This is a genomic window from Priestia sp. P5 (assembly GCF_029522155.1).
Taxonomy (GTDB): Bacteria; Bacillota; Bacilli; order Bacillales; family Bacillaceae_H; genus Priestia; species Priestia megaterium_E.
Genome location: NZ_JAKWFJ010000001.1, coordinates 2,430,095 through 2,448,018, shown reverse-complemented (window position 1 = coordinate 2,448,018; position 17,924 = coordinate 2,430,095). Strand labels below are relative to the sequence as shown.

Genomic DNA, 17,924 nt, shown 5'->3' with positions numbered 1-17,924 from the left:
TAGACGTATTCAAAAAAGATCTGAAGAGCGTATTCTTCGGATCTTTTTTTTATGTTAGAAAATCAAAATAAACTATGAGCTAAATAATCAAAGGATTTAATGCCGTTTAAAAAATAAAATAAAGGGAATTTTCAACAGTGAATAATTGTTATTATGTCATGAAATTCATCCATATAATCAATACTAATAGGTAAAGAAAATATTGAAAAGGAGTTCTAACTATGAGCTATCGTATCGAAAGAGATTCAATTGGAGAAATCAAAGTGGCAGAAGATAAACTATGGGGAGCGCAAACGCAAAGAAGTAAAGAAAATTTTCCAATCGGGATTGAAAAAATGCCGATTGAAGTAATACGCGCTTTTGCGGTTTTGAAGAAAAGTGCAGCTATTAGTAATCATAAACTAGGCAAACTATCAGCAGGGAAATCGGAAGCCATCGTACAAGCTGCTAACGAAATTATTGGAGGGAAATGGAATGAACATTTTCCTTTAGTGGTATGGCAGACAGGAAGCGGAACGCAATCAAACATGAATGTAAATGAAGTGATTTCCCACCGGGGAAACCAGCTAATAAATGGCGACGAAACGCTCCATCCAAATGATGATGTCAATATGTCACAAAGCTCTAACGATACTTTTCCTACAGCTCTTCATATTGCAGCTGTACTAGAAGTCGAAGATCAATTATTGCCTGCTCTAAAAACATTAAAAGAAACATTCGCTGCGAAGCAAGAGCAGTTTAAAGATATTATTAAAATAGGCAGAACCCATTTACAAGATGCTACACCGCTAACACTAGGACAAGAAATTAGCGGATGGCATCATATGCTCGAAAAGAATGAAGAAATGATTAAACAAAGCGTAGAGTATATGAAGGAGCTAGCTATTGGCGGTACAGCTGTTGGGACGGGGATAAATGCACATCCCGACTTCGGCGATGAAGTAGCGAAAGAAATCAGCAGCACGCTTGGAAAAACATTTATCTCAGCACCTAATAAATTTCATGCATTAACAAGTCACGATCAAGTGGTTTATGCCCACGGTGCACTCAAAGCCTTAGCAGCTGACTTAATGAAAATCGCCAATGACGTACGCTGGCTGGCAAGCGGTCCTCGGAGCGGACTAGGCGAAATTACGATTCCTGCTAACGAACCAGGAAGTTCTATTATGCCTGGGAAAGTAAATCCAACTCAAAGTGAAGCTCTAACAATGGTTTCTGCACAAGTGCTTGGGAATGACGTGACGATTGGCATTGCGGCTAGTCAAGGAAACTTTGAATTGAATGTATTTAAGCCGGTTATTATTTATAATTTTTTACAATCAGTCAGATTGCTGACAGATTCCATGCAGGCTTTTAACGATAAATGCGCAGTAGGAATTGAACCCAACAAAGAAAAGATTCAGCATAATCTAGAAAATTCTCTTATGCTTGTAACAGCGTTAAATCCGCACATAGGGTATGAAAATGCGGCTAAAATTGCCAAGATGGCTCATCAGGAAGGAACGACATTAAAAGAAGCAGCGGTAAAAACAGGTCTTCTGACAGAAGAACAATTTGAACAATGGGTAAATCCTGCTAATATGATTCATCCATCAAAATAAAACAAGAAGCCAAGCATTCTGAGCTGCTTGGCTTCTTGTTTTTAATAAAATAAACATTGTTCTAAATAAACATTTAAAAAGAAATTGCGGATTAAAAGAAATTTTACACTACCTTATACTAGATTCAAGTACATACGATTAGGGTATTTACATTTTTATAAAGGAGGGATTCAAGTGACGTACGAAGTGAAGTTTTATTTTGGAAATGAAAAATCAATCAGTACATTGGTTGAATCAGAAAATGTAAAAGAGCTTGAGGAATCTATTATTCATACGCAAGGATGGTATCGTTATTATGACAAAAAACACGAAGCTTATTTAGCTATTCAAATGAGCAACGTTTTACACATCGTTATAAAAGAATATCAAGATCCGGAAAAACAGGGGTTTTGAGAGATTCGTCGTATACATAAGGAAGCTAGCAAAAGAGGTGAAAACTATGCAAAGGCGACATTCAAATAATCCTATTATTCTCGACGTTTCTCATCATCAAGGAATCATTAATTGGAAAGAAATAAAAAACACCTCAGTAAAAGGGGTGTATATAAAGTTAACAGAAGGCGGAACTTTTGTAGACCCTAGATCCTATGAAAATTATATAGGTGCCAAAAATGCGGGCTTGAGAGTAGGGTTTTATCATTATGCTCACTGTACAAATAGTCCGGAGAAAGAAGCTGCTTTTTTTATTGCTCAGCTTGGACAAATGAAACTAGATCTTCCGCCGTGTTTGGATCTAGAAGAAGATAAGAAAAAATCCAAAGAATTTGTTTCTCGCTTTGCCGTAAGCTGGCTCGAGCATGTTCACAAAACAACAGGGATTAAGCCTATCGTATATACGAACTATCATTTTGCTAAAACTTTTTTTACAAACGAAATAAGTAAGTATCCTTTGTGGGTAGCAAGATATAGTGCAGCCAACAGACAGGGCGGTATGCAGCACCCTGGCGAGCTAAGTCAGTGGCAGCGATGGACAATGTTTCAGTATACGGATTCTGGCAGAGTAAAAGGAATTTCTACAAATGTGGATATAAATGAAATGGACTACTCATTTTTTAAAGAAGTCACAACAAATCTCTCTATGACAAATAATACAAAAGGACCCTTTGTCTATTCCAAAGGCGATAGAGGGTTAGGAGTCAAACAAATTCAGCAAAACTTACTTGCGCTAGGTTTTTCTCTTCCGAAGTTTGGAGCAGACGGTTTCTATGGAGATGAATTAATCGCTGCAGTGAAAAAATTCCAGAATCGATATGGTCTTTTTTCAGATGGGATAGCAGGAGCGGACACACTGCCACGTCTTGTTAAAGAAGTGAATAATCTGAATAATCTGGTTTGAGAGATTACCTGAGGGGGAAAAGTTACTGTAAGATTCAAAAAGGTACAAGGAAGGAGCTATTATGAGAAAACGAAAACAAAAAGCATTGATATCAGGTATTACCCTATCAACTGTAGGAGTCGGCATTACGTCTTATATATTAAGCGATGCTGCGAAACGACGAAAAGTAAAAGGACTTGTTCGAAGTGCCAAAGTCAAACTTTCAAGTTTATCTAAAAAACAGCAGGTAAATGCCAGTCTAAATAAAGATGCTCATTCAGATCCTACGTACGTTTCTGAAAGCAATATGATTTCAGAAGGACCTATGTATCAAGATCAGCATAGATAATAAAAAAACTAGTCTTGCCTCGGGCGAGACTAGTTTTTTTATTAATTTTATAAATAGCAGCGCTTATTCATGTTACACTCTCTATATAAGGGAATTATTTTACGCATATTTACAAGTAAAGGAGGAATAGAAGGAGTGATTAGTAGCGGATTATTTGTTAACTTATGTATTTTTTCTTTTTTTGTCAGTATTATGATTGCGATACGAATATTTTTGTTACAGCGTCTAGCCCATAAATACAAATGGATGAGTGGTATTTATGCAAGTATTGTTTCTGCTATTCTTATGGTATATAGCGTTACGTATCAACAGATTACATATGATTTACGTTTTCTTCCTCTTATTTTGACCGTTCTATACTTTGGTTATAGAGCCGGTGCAGTTGCAGGTATCACTATGGCTGTGTGTAGTATCTATTTAGAAAGTCATTGGTTACTGACTATCTTAATTTTAATCTTTACCTTTTTGTTTTCCCTTCCTCTTATTCGATATAGAAAGCAGTTTTCTTTATTAAAACAATCTCTTCTTTGTTTCTTTATTCATTTTATCGTTCATGTCTTACTGACAAATTACTTCTGGAATACACCTATTCAGTCGCCGTTTTATAGCGAAATAGAATATTTAGTGTTCGGGATTCTCGGACTGGGAGTAGCCGTAGCGACGATAGAATTTTATCGTAAATTTTACGCTGTAGCAGAAGAAGCTGCTTATACTGGATCAGATTCATGTAAGGATGACGAAGATTCTTTTTTTGTCAGAATAATGAAAAAAGAACTAGAATATACGAAAGAACAGCTGGAGTCTTTTATTAATCATCACATGGATGCGGTTATTATAACTGATTTAGAAGGCCAAATCTTGCGAGTTAATGAAGCCTATGAAAAAGTATATGGCTGGAAATCTCATGAAGTCATCGGGAAAAAATATTACGATATAGCAGGAGCTTTTAGTAAGGATGTACATGAGAATATAAAAAAGACTGTTGCTGAAAAAGAGGCAATCAATCGGGTAGAAGTTGTAAGAGCTCGTAAAGATGGAAGTTTAGTAGACCTTCGCATCACCATTTCGCCAATTTTTAATGGGAAAGATGAGTTAATAGGTTTGTCTGGAGTATGTGTGGATATATCTGAGGCTAAAAAAGCGAGAAAAGAGCTTGACTTGTTACATCGTAAGCTTAAGGAAAGTGAGTTGAAATATCGAACGTTATTTGAATATGCAAACGACGCAATTTATTTCCTTGAAATAGGTTCTAATCATTTTCCTTCTCGTTTTATCGAAGTAAATGAAGCTGGATGTAAGCGCTTTGGATATACGAGAGAAGAGCTTTTATCCATGCCATGCCAAGATATTATACCTAGAGATTCTGACATTGTTCGAAAAACGGTTGAAGAAATTCGCCAAGGAAATCTTTCTTTTACGCTGCAATCACAGTTTACATTTAAGTCTGGAGAAGTAAAAAAACTAGAATATAGTGGGAAATTGTTCAATATAGAAAACAAAAAAGTGCTTCTTATTGTTTCAAGAGACAGGACAGAATACCTAGAAACAGAAGAGCTGCTGCAGAAATCTGAGAAATTAGCAGCGGTCGGTCAGCTTGCTACAGCTATTGCTCATGAAATTAGAAATCCTTTAACGGCCATCAAAGGGTTTATGCAGCTATTAACTGAAAAAGCGAGTAAAGAAGAGTTAACCTATATGAACATTATATCCTCTGAAATTGAGCGTATTGAAATGATTACAGATGAATTCATGTCTGTGGCAAAACCACAGGTCGTAACATTTCAGTCGATTGATTTGCAGCTGTTAATTCAACAAGTGATTTTATTGCTGCAACCTCAAGCAACCATGAAAAACATCTTTATTAAACTTTACTCATATGGAGAAATGCCTCTTGTATATTGTGAAAGCAATCAAATGAAACAGGTGTTTATAAATATTCTTAAAAATGCGATTGAAGCAATGCCTTCCGGAGGAGAAATTAAAGTTGAGCTGAGACAAAAAGACAACAATCACCTTCATATTCAAATTATTGATGAAGGTGTAGGAATTTCAAAAGATCGCATCAAATATTTAGGTGAACCATTTTACAGTATTAAAGAAGACGGCATTGGGTTAGGGTTAATGATCTGCTTTAATATTATCCAGCAGCATAAAGGAACTCTTAGTATTGAAAGTGAAGTAAACAAAGGGACGAATGTGGAAATTTGTTTACCGTTATAATAAAAGGTAATCAGTTAAAGGAAGAAGAAATTTTGCAACAAGTTGTTTAGTAAAGTTATAATATTCTATGTTGGAGTAAAATAAGCAAAGGAGTGGTTACGATTAAACAGAAAAAGTGGATTAACATATTTCGTATTCTGTATATTATTTTTGCTATTATTGCGATTGGAGCATCTTTTGGAGACTATTCTTTTGGGCTTAATAATCCCCGCATAGTCAGTTTAACGGCTCTCGTTTTGGCGGTTATCTGTATTGTTCCGTATTACATACTTCGCTTTAAAGAACAAGCTTCTAAAAGTAAATAAGTTAATATTTGTTATCTTAAAAGAGGCTGGGACAAAAGTATTTTAGTGGAAGGGAGATCCGAACGATTCATCGTTCGGATCTTTTTTGTTATGGGGAACATGGGTTTAATTTAGCTGGTTGCTTCTAGCGGTTAATTGGAGTAATTTCGTTATGTCTCAATCTCTTTTTTATCGTCATAAAAGGGCGATAAATGGGCGAGCATTTTTCCTAGCCTGTACATATGCTATAGAGTAAACAGGCTACGGAGGTGAAGTGAAATGGGATTTTGTAACTGGGGTTACGGCGGTGGTTATGGCTACGGCGGTTACGGCGGCTACGGTAATTACGGTGGCGGTTTTGCATTAATCGTTGTACTATTTGTTTTATTAGTTATCGTTGGTTGTACATGTTTCAAATAAAAAAAAGCACGAATCTGCAAAGATTTTAGTAGATTCGTGCTTTTTTATGTTCATAAGAAGGGCAGTACTATAATAAAATAATGTTGTGCACGTACATAAAAAACATATAAAAAATTTAATTAATAGATTAAAAAAATAAAAAAATGAAGAGAAAGAGTAGATTTAAGCTGCAAAAAGGGTCTGAAATTTATAATTTTCCTTATAAGTAATTTTTGTAAAATGCTTCATAGAACTGATAGTAAGACCGAATAACACTACCTAGGCCGCTAGTTTTTATCAGCTGACTAGAAGAATTATTTTACTTGTATGAAAATCAACATAAATGATTTTCATATAGTTTAAATAGGTAAAAAAGACTTATTTCAGAGTGTTTATTTTTAATTTTCATAATAATAGGAATATTAAAATAATATATAGACGTAGTAATTTTTAGTTGCTATAATGTTGCTAATTATCGCAATTGACAGAAAAATTGTGATAGTTAAATTTACTAGGGATAGGGAGAAAAAACTATGAAAAAGAAAAAACAGGCTTTAAAGGTATTATTATCAGTTGGTATCCTTTCTTCATCATTTGCTTTTGCACATACGAGCAGTGCCGCGCCAAATAATGTACTTTCAACCGAAAAGTATAACAAAGAAATTAAATCTCCTGAGTTTATTTCTGGCAAGCTTTCAGGCCCATCATCCCAGAAAGCTCAAGACGTCGTATTTCATTATATGAATACAAATAAAGACAAATATAAATTAGGAAACGAAAATGCTCAAAACTCATTTAAAGTGACAGAAGTAGTGAAAGATCCCGTTGAACAAGCAACCGTTGTACGCTTGCAGCAGGTATATAATAACATTCCTGTTTGGGGATCTACTCAATTAGCACACGTAGCGAAAGATGGAACTTTAAAAGTGGTATCAGGTACAGTCGCTCCTGATTTAGACAAAAAAGAAAAGCTAAAAGGCCAGAAACAAATTGATGGCAAAAAGGCGATTCAAGTAGCTGAAAAAGACTTAGGATTTAAGCCGACTTATGAAAAATCTCCTTCATCTGAACTGTATATTTATCAAAATGGTTCAGACACTACATATGCTTATGTAGTAAATCTAAATTTCTTAAATCCTGAACCAGGCAACTATTATTACTTTGTTGATGCTACTAGCGGTAAAGTACTGGATAAGTACAATACAATTGATTCCGTAGCTGGTCCAAAAGCCGATGTGAAGCAAGCGGCAAAGCCGGCAGCGAAACCTGTAACAGGCACAAATGCTATTGGCTCAGGTAAAGGAGTGCTTGGAGATACTAAATCCTTAAAGACAACGTTATCTAGTTCTACTTACTACTTACAAGATAATACAAGAGGGGCGACAATCTATACTTATGATGCAAAAAATCGTACATCTCTGCCAGGTACACTATGGGCAGACACGGATAATACGTACAATGCAACCCGCGATGCAGCTGCAGTAGATGCTCACTATTATGCAGGCGTGACATATGATTATTATAAAAACAAATTTAACCGCAACTCCTATGACAATGCAGGAGCTCCGCTAAAATCGACTGTTCATTATAGCAGCGGCTACAACAATGCATTTTGGAATGGCTCTCAAATGGTATACGGAGATGGAGATGGAACTACTTTTGTTCCGCTATCAGGAGGATTAGATGTGATCGGACATGAATTGACGCATGCGGTCACAGAAAGAAGCTCTAATTTAATCTATCAATACGAATCAGGTGCATTAAACGAAGCGATTTCAGATATTTTCGGAACGTTGGTAGAATACTATGACAACCGCAATCCAGATTGGGAAATTGGAGAAGATATTTATACGCCTGGAACAAGCGGTGATGCACTTCGTTCAATGAGCAACCCAGCGAAATACGGAGATCCGGATCATTATTCAAAGCGCTATACAGGTTCTAGTGACAACGGCGGAGTTCATACAAACAGTGGTATCATCAACAAAGCTGCTTACTTGCTAGCTAACGGTGGAACGCATTATGGCGTTACTGTAACAGGCATCGGCGGCGATAAGCTAGGAAAAATTTATTACCGTGCTAATACGCTATACTTCACTCAATCTACAACGTTTAGCCAAGCGCGTGCAGGTTTAGTACAAGCTGCTGCTGATCTATACGGTTCAGGATCTCAAGAAGTAATTTCAGTAGGCAAGTCATTTGACGCAGTTGGTGTTCAATAAGTTATAAACCAAAAGTCGCAAGATAAATGAGGTATCTTACGACTCTCTATACTACCTTACTACCAATAAAGGAGTACTCGTATAAATATATTACAGTACTCCTTTATTTTATGTTAATAAATAAGGAAGACAGATTTCTTATTAATCTATAAAATCCGCTTCTTATTCCTCCCTTTTATATCCATTCGAATTATACCGTTGTTTGTTAAATGAAGAGGACCCGTTTTAGTAAACGGTCTTATTATAAAATGTTATAATAAAGAAAAGAATTGAATACATACATATGAAAAAGGAGTGGAGGAATCAATGGATAAAATTGCTGTTATTTCAGATATCCACGGAAATCTTCCTGCATTAGAAGCAGTTTTAGCTGACATACAACAACGAGATATCCATCGCATCATTTGTCTAGGTGATTTAGTAGGAAAAGGACCGGATTCAAGTAAAGCGATTGATATCATAAAAGAAAAGTGCGAAGTAACAGTAATGGGAAACTGGGATGACTTCATTACAAAGCCTGCGGAATTTGAAGCGCTAAAATGGCATCAGAAGAAGTTAAGTTCAGCTCAAGAGGCATACTTAAAGGAACTTCCTTTTTCTGTTGAGTTTATGATGAGCGGAAAATTAATTAGAATGTTTCACGCTTCACCTAGAAGTCTTTATGACCGAATTCAACCCTGGGATTCACTTGAAAAGCGCCTTAGTCTATTTGCTAATACGGAATATACGGAAAATATAAAAGGATTAAGAGAGCCAGATGTCATCTGTTACGGAGATGTACATAATGCATTTATTCAACATATTAAAGGGAAAACGCTATGTAATGTAGGAAGTGTAGGAAACCCGCTTGATTTACCACAAGCTTCCTATCTTATCTTGGAAGGAAAGGATCAAGACGAAAGCCCTTCAGCATTTTCTATTCAATTCGTGCGTATTCCATACGATATTGAAAAGGCAATCGAATTGGCGAGATCTGTAGAGATGCCGGACTTTGAACCTTACGTTCAAGAACTAAAAACAGCTCGCTATAGAGGACTAAAAAATTAAGAATAGAATGAATCTCAACCTTCAGCATAAGTGCTGAAGGTTTTTTAGTGGAGTATATGAGGGGTTTTTCAACATCATTAGTATGATACATGCAAATAAAAGTTATTCCAATGAATTTAAGGAAGGGAAAACTTGGAGAAAAACATACAGCATTTGAAAGGAAATAAATTTTATTTTATGAAGACAATATGAAGAGGGCAATTCTATTTGAACATAAGGTCATGCAAAAACGCCCCTGAAAAGCTGTTTTTACCATAACGAGTGGAGGAATACATGATGAAATTTTTTATTGATACAGCTAATCTGGAAGATATTAAAAAAGCATATAAAATTGGGGTATTATCAGGTGTTACTACAAACCCTTCGCTAGTAGCTAAAGAAGGCGTAAAGTTTGAAGATCGCATCGAAGAAATTTTAAAAACCGTCCCGGAAGTAGAATCCGTTTCAGCAGAAGTCACGCCCGACACAGTAACAGCAGATGACATGATTGCTCAAGCAGAAGAGCTTATCAAAATTAACGGAGGAGACAAAAATATAACGATTAAACTTCCTATGACCATTGCTGGATTGGAAGCAACCCGTTATCTAGCTAAAAAAGGCGTAAAAACAAACGTAACGTTAATTTTCACAGTGAATCAAGCGCTTCTAGCAGCTCGTGCCGGTGCCACATACGTATCGCCATTTTTAGGACGCTTAGACGATATTTCAGAAGACGGGGTTTATCTGGTATCTCGAATTGCAGAGCTATTTCGAATTCAACACATTGACTCACAAATTATAGCAGCGTCAGTCAGACACCCAGATCACGTCACACGAGTAGCTCTTGCTGGGGCTCATATTGCGACCATTCCGTATGCCGTAATTGAACAATTAGTAAAACACCCGTTAACAGAGCAAGGAATTGAAAAATTTGCATCAGACTGGGAAAAAGCCGTAAAAAGTTAAATTGACTTAAGGAGAAGACATCATTTTAGTGTCTTCTCTGCTTAAAGAGTACACGAAGATTCTTTTTTTCTATTTTGCAGAAAACAACTTATCATTAATAGGCGAACATCCTATACATATACACAGAGATGACATACGTTAATAGAAACGAAAGAGGTGTTAAAATGGGCTGTATTATTAACATTGAGAATATCGTGACTAACGGGTTAAAAGACAATTCGAATGTAAGCGTAGGCTGTGTTGTACAAAATAGCCACACAGCAAATACAAAATCGGTAGGAGCTTGTTTTTCGTTTGGAAATGGTTCTCCTGCTATTGCCTCTATGACAAACAGTAATATCGACTTTTGCAAAGATGAAGAAAATAAAGAGCAGCAATCTTGAAAACAATTCCAGAAATACTCTTTCTGGAATTGTTTTTTGGTAAGTGATAGAGTTTTGTTAATAAGATGTTGGATTTTTCAAAGACAAATATCCATGGGGAAGGTGAGCTGCGCTATGAGCATTATTTCGATGATTCCTTATACATACATTGAAAGAAAAGTGAAACGAACACAAAAGGTGACGATTCAGCATTCAAAAGACATATGCTTATACGCTGATAGTATTCAAACAGAGAAAAATTGCTTCCACGTTAACAGCGTGTTTGATATCTCTTACAAATGCGTCTCAAAAGAAAGCGGCTTTTTATACTTACATACAAATCAAGGGATGTTCGCTTATACCATACACACCGATCCTGCTGATTTTATAGCAGCATATAAAGATATAAAAAAGAAGGGATAACATTGCTGTCATCCCTTCTTTTTTGTTATTATTTTATCCACTGTACAACTTGATCCATACTTCTTCTTGTCTTGCCGCGCTTAGGTTCATGAATTCGGTAGCCGAATGCAACCATAACGGAAACATCAAACTTGCCGTCTTCTAGTAATCCTTCTTCTTTTAGAATTTCATGTACTTGGTCATAGTTAAACCCTTCAATTGGGCAAGAATCAATGCCAATTTGAGCAGCTGATGTCATCATATTAGCTAGTGCAATATAAGATTGTTTGCTAGCCCAATCAAATAGCGCTCGCTTGCTTTCGAACAAGTGAAAATCATTTTCTTGGAAATCTTTATAACGAGGCATTAATGTCTCTAATACATCATCCGGCATTTCTTTTACGTTTTTTTGAAGATTCAACACATATTCAGAGTCATATCTTGCGTCTGTACGAGAAAGAATAATAACAAAATGACTTGCTGTAGGAATTTGACCTTGTGCTCCCCAAGAAACAGCTTTTAATTTTTCTTTTAAATCTTTATTTTCAACGACTAAAAACTTCCACGGCTCATAACCTACTGAGCTTGGAGATAAGCGCCCTGTTTCTAAAATGAATTGGAAATCTTCATCGGAAATTTTCTTTGTTGGATCAAACTCTTTTGTAGCATGACGAAAGTTAAATGCGTCTAAAATTTCTTGTTTTTTATCTGTATTGTTCATGTGTAAACAACCTTTCTGTAAAAATATTTAGTGATGAACTGTTCAGAGTAATCTATACCCTGAATAACTTACAGTTAACAGTTAGTTAACATACAATTTGTCATAAAACCCGTTTGCAAATTTATCATAAATCATATAAATCATCCTAACAAGTACGCACATTTTTGTTGTATAGTATACTTTTTTATACTATTAATGCAGTTTTATAAGAAGCAGAAAGGAGTAAACAATCTGTGGAGTTTCTTTTTCGAAAAAGTAATTAAGAGAAGGAAGAGAGGAGAAGAGTGATCTTCTCCTTTTTAATTAAATTTTTGTATTTGATTTTTTCGCTTTGTTTTCAAGTTCACTTTTTGGTTCTGTTGAAAATTCAACATCTTTTCCGTGTCCTTGAGGGTTAACTCCAGGAGCCACTTGACCACGGTTAGCAGATTTTTTTGTACCCATTTTCGTCACCTCCGTTCGGTTAGTATGTACAAAAAGCAAAACAAAAATTAGGAAGTAAAGAGTGGAAAGATAAATATGAAAAGATAAATATGAAAAGATTATCTTTAAGCATCTTCATTACATAAACAAGATAGTTACTCATTTAAACGGCCATAAAAAAACACCCTTGGAAGGGTGTTTTTTGTTTAAGAATCTGAGCTTGTCGCTCTGTCTGCGTATGGATAGATAGGATCTTTTAAGTGAAATTCGTAAGTCACTCCATCTACAAGTCCTACCGTTTTATTGCTATCATAAAGGTCCAGCATAAAAGCAGCCATTTCTTTTGACGTATGAAACTTAGGTACTCGTCCTTCGTATTCAAAATCACTCATATCCATCGAACGCTGTGCAAATTCTGTTTCAGTAGCCGCCGGAGCTAGAACTTTAGCCTGCATTTTTGCTCCTCTTCCTTTTAATTCTTGAGAAAGACCTTCTGTAAATGCACTTACGTAGAATTTTGTTGCGCAATAAGTGACTGCATCAGCAACAATGGTGTAGCCGCCTCCAGAAGAGACATTAATAAGCTGTGTACCTTCAACGTTTTCATAATCTCTTACAAATAGAGAAGAAAGAATGGTTAAGGCTTCGATATTTAAATGAAGCATTGTTTCAATTTTAGTTAATTTTTGTTCACCGACAGAAGCAAAGTTTCCGAATCCAGCATTGTTAATCCAAGTTTCTAATTCATACTCTTTGAGTGACTCATAAAACGTATGAGCATTTTCTGCCACGGATAAATCAACCGACTGGACAATAACATTTACATCTTGGTTCAGTTCTTCAATCTTTCCTTTTAATTCATCCAGCTTGTCCTCTCTACGTGCAGCTAATATAAGGTTTTTTCCGCGCGTTGCGAAAGCTAAAGCTGTTTCATATCCAATTCCTGAACTTGCGCCAGTGATTACTGTATATTTCATGTTGATTCCTCCGTTTTCGATGTTTTCCAATTGATTATAATTGTTAAAGTATACTTTAAGTCAAGCGTTTATTCGATTTATTTTTCCCTTTAGACGTCTATTTATAAACATTTGAAGTTGGGTGCTAAACTTTTTTTCTTTTATGCTACACTTGAAACAACAGCCGAAATTTCATTTCATTAAAAGGAGGAATGTATGCGTTTTCCCAATGCGAATATAAGACCTAGCTTACTTGCCCAAATTACATTACTTATTACGGTAGTTATTCTTGTGAGTACCGTCCTTGTATGCATTTTATTTTCTGCAATGATAGATGAAATTGTTGAAAAATATGTAGGTAAGCAAGCTATGACAGTAGCAAAATTAGCTTCTGAAGACAAAACGATTGTAAAAGCTTTTAGGAATAAAAATCCTTCTGAGCACATCCAACCTATTGCAGAAAAAATAAGAAAAACCACTGGAGCAGATTACGTCACCATCGCTAATGATAAAGGAATCCGCTATTCTCATCCCAATAGTAGCTATATTGGAAAACATACCAAAACAAGCAACGAAGCTTCTTTAAAGGAGCATCAATCCATTATTTATAAAGGAAAAGGAATTTCAGGATTTGCAATTAAAGCCAAGACTCCCATATGGGATAGCCGAGGAAACGTAATAGGCGTTTCGTCAGTAGGGTTTCTTGTAAGCAATATAGAAAAACAGATTAATGATTATAGAATAAAAATTATTAAATTGTCCTGTATTCCTTTTCTTATTGGAGCATTTGGAGCTTTTTTCATTGCAAGGCGGGTAAAAAGACTAATATTTGGACTGGAACCGGAGGAGATTTCCTTTCTTTTTAAAGAAAAAGAGGCTACCCTTGAATCTATTCAAGATGCTACTGTTACTGTAAATGTCAAAAAATATGTAACGTCGATGAACAGAAGGGCCAGAGAACTATTTGGTCATCTTCAAATAGGAGGAGAGATAAAGAACGCCCGTTTAGGACAGCTAATTGATCAAGCGGTAGAAAAGCAGCGAGTGTATTCTAACCAGTCCCTTGTACTAGATGGTCAGCAGTATATTTTAGATTTATCTCCTATTATAAGAAAAAAAGAAGTGCAGGGTATCGTCCTTACTATAAGAACTTTATCTCAAATTGAAGAGTTGACAGAAGAGATTTCTAAAATTAAAATGTTTTCTGATAATTTACGTGCTCAAAATCACGAATTTTTAAATAAGCTGAACGTCATTTATGGATTGTTAAAGTTAAAGAAGTATGAGCATGTCATGCAAATGATTTCATCAGAGGTAAAGGAACGCCAAGATATTATTTCTTTTTTAATGTCTTCTGTAAAGGATCCTTTGATTGCGGCATGCTTACTTGGAAAGATCAATCGTTCGAAAGAATTAGACGTTACTTTAGAAATTGACCAAGATAGTAACTTAACAAGTACTTTAGATATCGAAGACGCAAAAAACGTTGTTTCTATCTTGGGGAATTTAATCGATAATGCGCTCGAGGCTGTGCGAGAACATAAAGGGAACGTGCTGGTATCTTTTACAGATGTAGGAAATGACCTGATTTTTGAAGTTGAAGATAATGGACCAGGGATATCAAAAGAAGTAGAAAATATGATTTTTATAGATGGTTACACAACGAAAAAAGGTGAAAATCACGGAATTGGATTGACTATTGTTAAAAGATCTGTAGAGCTGCTTAAAGGTGAACTATACATAAGCAAAAGTATGTTACAAGGAGCAAGATTCACATTAGTTATCCCAAAGCTATTAAATAATGAAAAGGAAGAATCGATATGACTGAAAATCAAATTAATGTCATGATTATAGAAGATGATTCTACAGCTGCACAAATTTATGAACAGTTTACTAAGAAACTAGAGCATTTCACTGTTGTTGCGACAGCAGGATCTGGAGAACAGGCTTTAGAACTGCTAACAATATTTACGCCGCAATTAATTTTATTAGACGTCTTTTTACCAGATATCAACGGAGTGGAGCTGCTATGGGAAATCAGAAAGAAGTATCGAGGAATCGATATTATTTTAATAACGGCAGCCAATGATGTTGAAACAGTAGGGGAAGCAATAAGAGGAGGAGCATTTGGTTATTTGGTGAAACCTGTAATTATTGATAAATTTTTATCTACTTTAAAACATTATCAGTCTACGAGAATAGAATTAACCGAAAATAAAATGATTAACCAAGATAAAATAGACCATTTATTTAGAATACGTCATAACCGCCACACTCAATCAGCAGCTGCAGTAACAGAACTTCCTAAGGGGATTGATAAACATACTCTTCGTTTAGTAAGAGATAAAGTTCGCGAAGTTCAGCAGAGCTTGAATGTAGATGAGTTTGCTCAACTAGTAGGTATCAGTTATTCAACAATGAGAAGATATTTAGAGTATTTAGTATCTTGTAAAGAAATGCAGGTGGAAATAGTGTATGGAAGTGTAGGGAGGCCTGAGCGGAAATACCGAGTAACTAATTCTACATAAAAACGGGATAGCGGTTCTTTGTCCGCTATCTCGTTTTTATGTAGAAATGATGCATGAAAAAAATGAAAAAAATTACTTTTATAAAAGATATTAAACTTATGTTGGTTATCTATGAACCTGCTTTAACAAGTGATACCTTTTTAGTAACGTGTAGCAAACAAAAATGAAACCGTTATCAAAAAGGAGGAAAAATATCTGTGCTTTCTTTATTAGGATTTTTAATGGTTGCAGTATTCATGTATTTAATTATGTCAAAGCGACTTACCCCAATGGTTGCTCTTATCATTATTCCAATTATATTTGGTTTAATAGGGGGTTTTGCTAGCGGAATGGGACCTATGATGCTAGAGGGTGTAAAAGATATTGCTCCTACAGCTATTATGATTTTATTTGCTATTTTATATTTTGGATTAATGATTGATTCAGGATTGTTTGACCCTCTCGTTTCATTCATTTTAAAGGTTGTAAAAGGAGATCCTCTAAAAATCGTCGTCGGAACTGCTGTTCTTTCAATGATGGTTGCTTTAGATGGCGATGGAACTACTACCTATATGATAACGGTCTCTTCTTTGCTTCCATTATATAAACGGCTAGAAATGAATCCGCTTATCCTAGCAGGAATTGCGATGCTATCTATGGGAGTTATGAATATGACTCCGTGGGGAGGTGCTTCTGCTATGGCTATGAGTTCATTAAATTTAGATTCGTCTCAGTTGTTTTTGCCTTTAATACCTGTAATGGGTTTTGGACTTCTATGGGTGCTATTTGTTTCTGTTGTCCTTGGAAGAAGGGAAAGAAAAAGGTTAGGAGTTATCAATATTAAACATTCTGCAAATGAAATCGCACACGCAGATGAATTAGAGGGAACAGCGCAACATTTAGACTATCGACGTCCTAAGTTAGTATGGTTTAATTTTCTCCTTACCGTTAGTCTTATGGTGTGCTTAATTATGGACTTTATGTCGTTGATGCTTTTGTTCATGGTAGCGTTTGCTATTGCATTATTAATAAATTATCCAAACATCAAAGATCAACAGCAGCGAATTTCATCTCATGCAAATAATGCGGTAGCCGTCGTTTCAATTGTTATTGCAGCAGGTATTTTTACAGGAATTATGTCTGGAACAAAGATGATTGATGCTATGGCAAATACACTTGTAGGAATAATCCCAGATGCAATGGGTCCTTTTTTGCCAGTTGTAGTAGCATTTTTAAGTGCTCCTTTTACATTTTTTATGTCTAATAATGCCTTTTATTTTGGCGTATTGCCAATTATTGCTCAAGCTGCTGAAAGTTATGGCATTAGCGCAGCTGAAATTGGAAGAGCTGCTATCTTAGGACAACCTGTTCACGTGATAAGTCCCTTGGTAGCAGCAGCTCACTTATTAATTGGAATGGTAGGAATTGAATTTAGTGATTTGCAACGCTTTTTAATTAAGTGGGCGCTAGGAACTACGGCAGTGATGACAATAGCTGCATTAATTTTAGGTGTTATTTCTATCTGATAAAAAAAGACCCCGAAGGGTCTTTTTTAATACTCTTACGTTGAACTAGACTGTTCGCTGCAGCTGCTCTTTTTAAAATAAAACTTATAAATTAAAAATCCGCATACAGCCACTACCGCTGCAATTAGAATATACGTTTGTGCATCTGAGATAAAAGATTGAATGGACTTAAAGTTTCCGATTTGTCCTAGCCAAAGCATGGCGATATTCAAAGGAAAGATACCAAGGAATGTGAGCAGAGCAAACGGCATAGGTTTCACTTTAGATAGCCCTGAAAGGTAGGAAATGTAGTTGCCGAGACCTAAAGGACGAGCAATGGCAATACTCCATAATCCGCATTTTTTAAACCATTTTTGTGATTTCTCAAACGCTTTTTTCTTCTTTGATAATTTTTTCTTTACCTTATCTTCTAATTTATAGCCTATCCCATACGGTATAAAGCTAAAAGCTGTATAAACGGCGCTTCCTGCAAGAGCGATTAATAATAATTTCACTATGTGCATGTTTAATAAGTATCCGTAGGTAAGGGTGAGAAGAGAACCAGGAAACGGCAGGGAGGAAGCCTCGATGGCCAGTCCGCTTAAAAGTCCCCAAATTCCAAATTGTTTCAGTAAGTCTGTTATGAAGTGTAGCATAAGATCGCCT

Annotated in this window: 18 protein-coding genes and 1 pseudogene; 15 read left to right on the top strand and 4 right to left on the bottom strand. The window is 35.7% G+C overall.

Annotated elements, in window-relative coordinates:
• The first annotated feature begins 221 nt into the window (after positions 1-221).
• The 12 genes and pseudogenes from fumC (at position 222) to MMB69_RS13100 (ending at position 11,167) form a co-directional block, all read left to right on the top strand.
• Positions 222-1,601, top strand: coding sequence for a class II fumarate hydratase (fumC, locus tag MMB69_RS13155; RefSeq protein ID WP_221783129.1), 1,380 nt, complete (start codon positions 222-224; stop codon positions 1,599-1,601).
• Between the two features lie 174 nt (positions 1,602-1,775).
• Complete coding sequence (locus tag MMB69_RS13150; protein ID WP_108674720.1) at positions 1,776-1,994, top strand: hypothetical protein; 219 nt, start codon at positions 1,776-1,778, stop codon at positions 1,992-1,994.
• A gap of 46 nt (positions 1,995-2,040) precedes the next feature.
• Positions 2,041-2,937, top strand: coding sequence for a GH25 family lysozyme (locus MMB69_RS13145; RefSeq protein ID WP_221783131.1), 897 nt, complete (start codon positions 2,041-2,043; stop codon positions 2,935-2,937).
• A gap of 61 nt (positions 2,938-2,998) precedes the next feature.
• Positions 2,999-3,265: a hypothetical protein gene (locus MMB69_RS13140; RefSeq protein ID WP_014460133.1), complete on the top strand. Its 267-nt coding sequence runs from the start codon at positions 2,999-3,001 to the stop codon at positions 3,263-3,265.
• Between the two features lie 135 nt (positions 3,266-3,400).
• Positions 3,401-5,485 (top strand): PAS domain S-box protein, encoded by a 2,085-nt coding sequence (locus tag MMB69_RS13135; protein WP_277447858.1) that lies wholly within the window; start codon positions 3,401-3,403, stop codon positions 5,483-5,485.
• A gap of 92 nt (positions 5,486-5,577) precedes the next feature.
• Positions 5,578-5,790 (top strand): hypothetical protein, encoded by a 213-nt coding sequence (locus MMB69_RS13130; protein WP_013083131.1) that lies wholly within the window; start codon positions 5,578-5,580, stop codon positions 5,788-5,790.
• 258 nt (positions 5,791-6,048) lie between these two features.
• The gene (locus tag MMB69_RS13125) at positions 6,049-6,189 is read left to right on the top strand and encodes a YjcZ family sporulation protein (RefSeq protein WP_013057023.1); all 141 of its coding nucleotides are present in this window, start codon (positions 6,049-6,051) and stop codon (positions 6,187-6,189) included.
• A 602-nt stretch (positions 6,190-6,791) separates the two neighbouring features.
• Positions 6,792-8,390 (top strand): annotated as a pseudogene (locus MMB69_RS13120) (M4 family metallopeptidase); the annotation flags it as partial.
• A 306-nt stretch (positions 8,391-8,696) separates the two neighbouring features.
• Positions 8,697-9,437 carry a metallophosphoesterase family protein gene (locus MMB69_RS13115; protein WP_264409157.1) on the top strand — a complete coding sequence of 247 codons (741 nt, stop codon included), beginning with the start codon at positions 8,697-8,699 and terminating at the stop codon, positions 9,435-9,437.
• 276 nt (positions 9,438-9,713) lie between these two features.
• Complete coding sequence (gene fsa, locus MMB69_RS13110; protein WP_013057026.1) at positions 9,714-10,382, top strand: fructose-6-phosphate aldolase; 669 nt, start codon at positions 9,714-9,716, stop codon at positions 10,380-10,382.
• Positions 10,383-10,546: 164 nt separating this feature from the next.
• The gene (locus MMB69_RS13105; RefSeq protein ID WP_028413367.1) at positions 10,547-10,765 is read left to right on the top strand and encodes a spore germination protein; all 219 of its coding nucleotides are present in this window, start codon (positions 10,547-10,549) and stop codon (positions 10,763-10,765) included.
• A 114-nt stretch (positions 10,766-10,879) separates the two neighbouring features.
• Complete coding sequence (locus MMB69_RS13100) at positions 10,880-11,167, top strand: 3-isopropylmalate dehydratase (RefSeq protein ID WP_099330992.1); 288 nt, start codon at positions 10,880-10,882, stop codon at positions 11,165-11,167.
• A gap of 28 nt (positions 11,168-11,195) precedes the next feature.
• Here the strand turns inward: MMB69_RS13100 and MMB69_RS13095 are convergent, their stop codons facing one another.
• From MMB69_RS13095 to MMB69_RS13085, 3 genes are all read right to left on the bottom strand, one after another.
• Positions 11,196-11,867 carry an NAD(P)H-dependent oxidoreductase gene (locus MMB69_RS13095; protein ID WP_045295331.1) on the bottom strand — a complete coding sequence of 224 codons (672 nt, stop codon included), beginning with the start codon at positions 11,865-11,867 and terminating at the stop codon, positions 11,196-11,198.
• A gap of 303 nt (positions 11,868-12,170) precedes the next feature.
• Entirely contained in the window at positions 12,171-12,311 is a 141-nt protein-coding gene (gene sspL, locus MMB69_RS13090; RefSeq protein ID WP_013057030.1) for a small, acid-soluble spore protein L, read from the bottom strand.
• 185 nt (positions 12,312-12,496) lie between these two features.
• On the bottom strand, positions 12,497-13,267 hold the full coding sequence (locus MMB69_RS13085) for an SDR family NAD(P)-dependent oxidoreductase (RefSeq protein ID WP_264409159.1): 771 nt from the start codon (positions 13,265-13,267) through the stop codon (positions 12,497-12,499).
• Between the two features lie 195 nt (positions 13,268-13,462).
• Between MMB69_RS13085 and MMB69_RS13080 the strand changes: the two genes are divergently transcribed.
• From MMB69_RS13080 to MMB69_RS13070, 3 genes are all read left to right on the top strand, one after another.
• Positions 13,463-15,070 (top strand): ATP-binding protein, encoded by a 1,608-nt coding sequence (locus MMB69_RS13080; RefSeq protein ID WP_221783140.1) that lies wholly within the window; start codon positions 13,463-13,465, stop codon positions 15,068-15,070.
• Positions 15,067-15,774 (top strand): response regulator, encoded by a 708-nt coding sequence (locus tag MMB69_RS13075; RefSeq protein ID WP_277447857.1) that lies wholly within the window; start codon positions 15,067-15,069, stop codon positions 15,772-15,774. The genes MMB69_RS13080 and MMB69_RS13075 overlap by 4 nt, the downstream gene beginning before the upstream one ends.
• Positions 15,775-15,971: 197 nt before the next feature.
• Positions 15,972-17,279 carry a CitMHS family transporter gene (locus MMB69_RS13070; protein WP_221812841.1) on the top strand — a complete coding sequence of 436 codons (1,308 nt, stop codon included), beginning with the start codon at positions 15,972-15,974 and terminating at the stop codon, positions 17,277-17,279.
• 35 nt (positions 17,280-17,314) lie between these two features.
• Here the strand turns inward: MMB69_RS13070 and MMB69_RS13065 are convergent, their stop codons facing one another.
• Positions 17,315-17,914 (bottom strand): DedA family protein, encoded by a 600-nt coding sequence (locus MMB69_RS13065; protein ID WP_014460120.1) that lies wholly within the window; start codon positions 17,912-17,914, stop codon positions 17,315-17,317.
• Positions 17,915-17,924 lie beyond the last annotated feature (10 nt).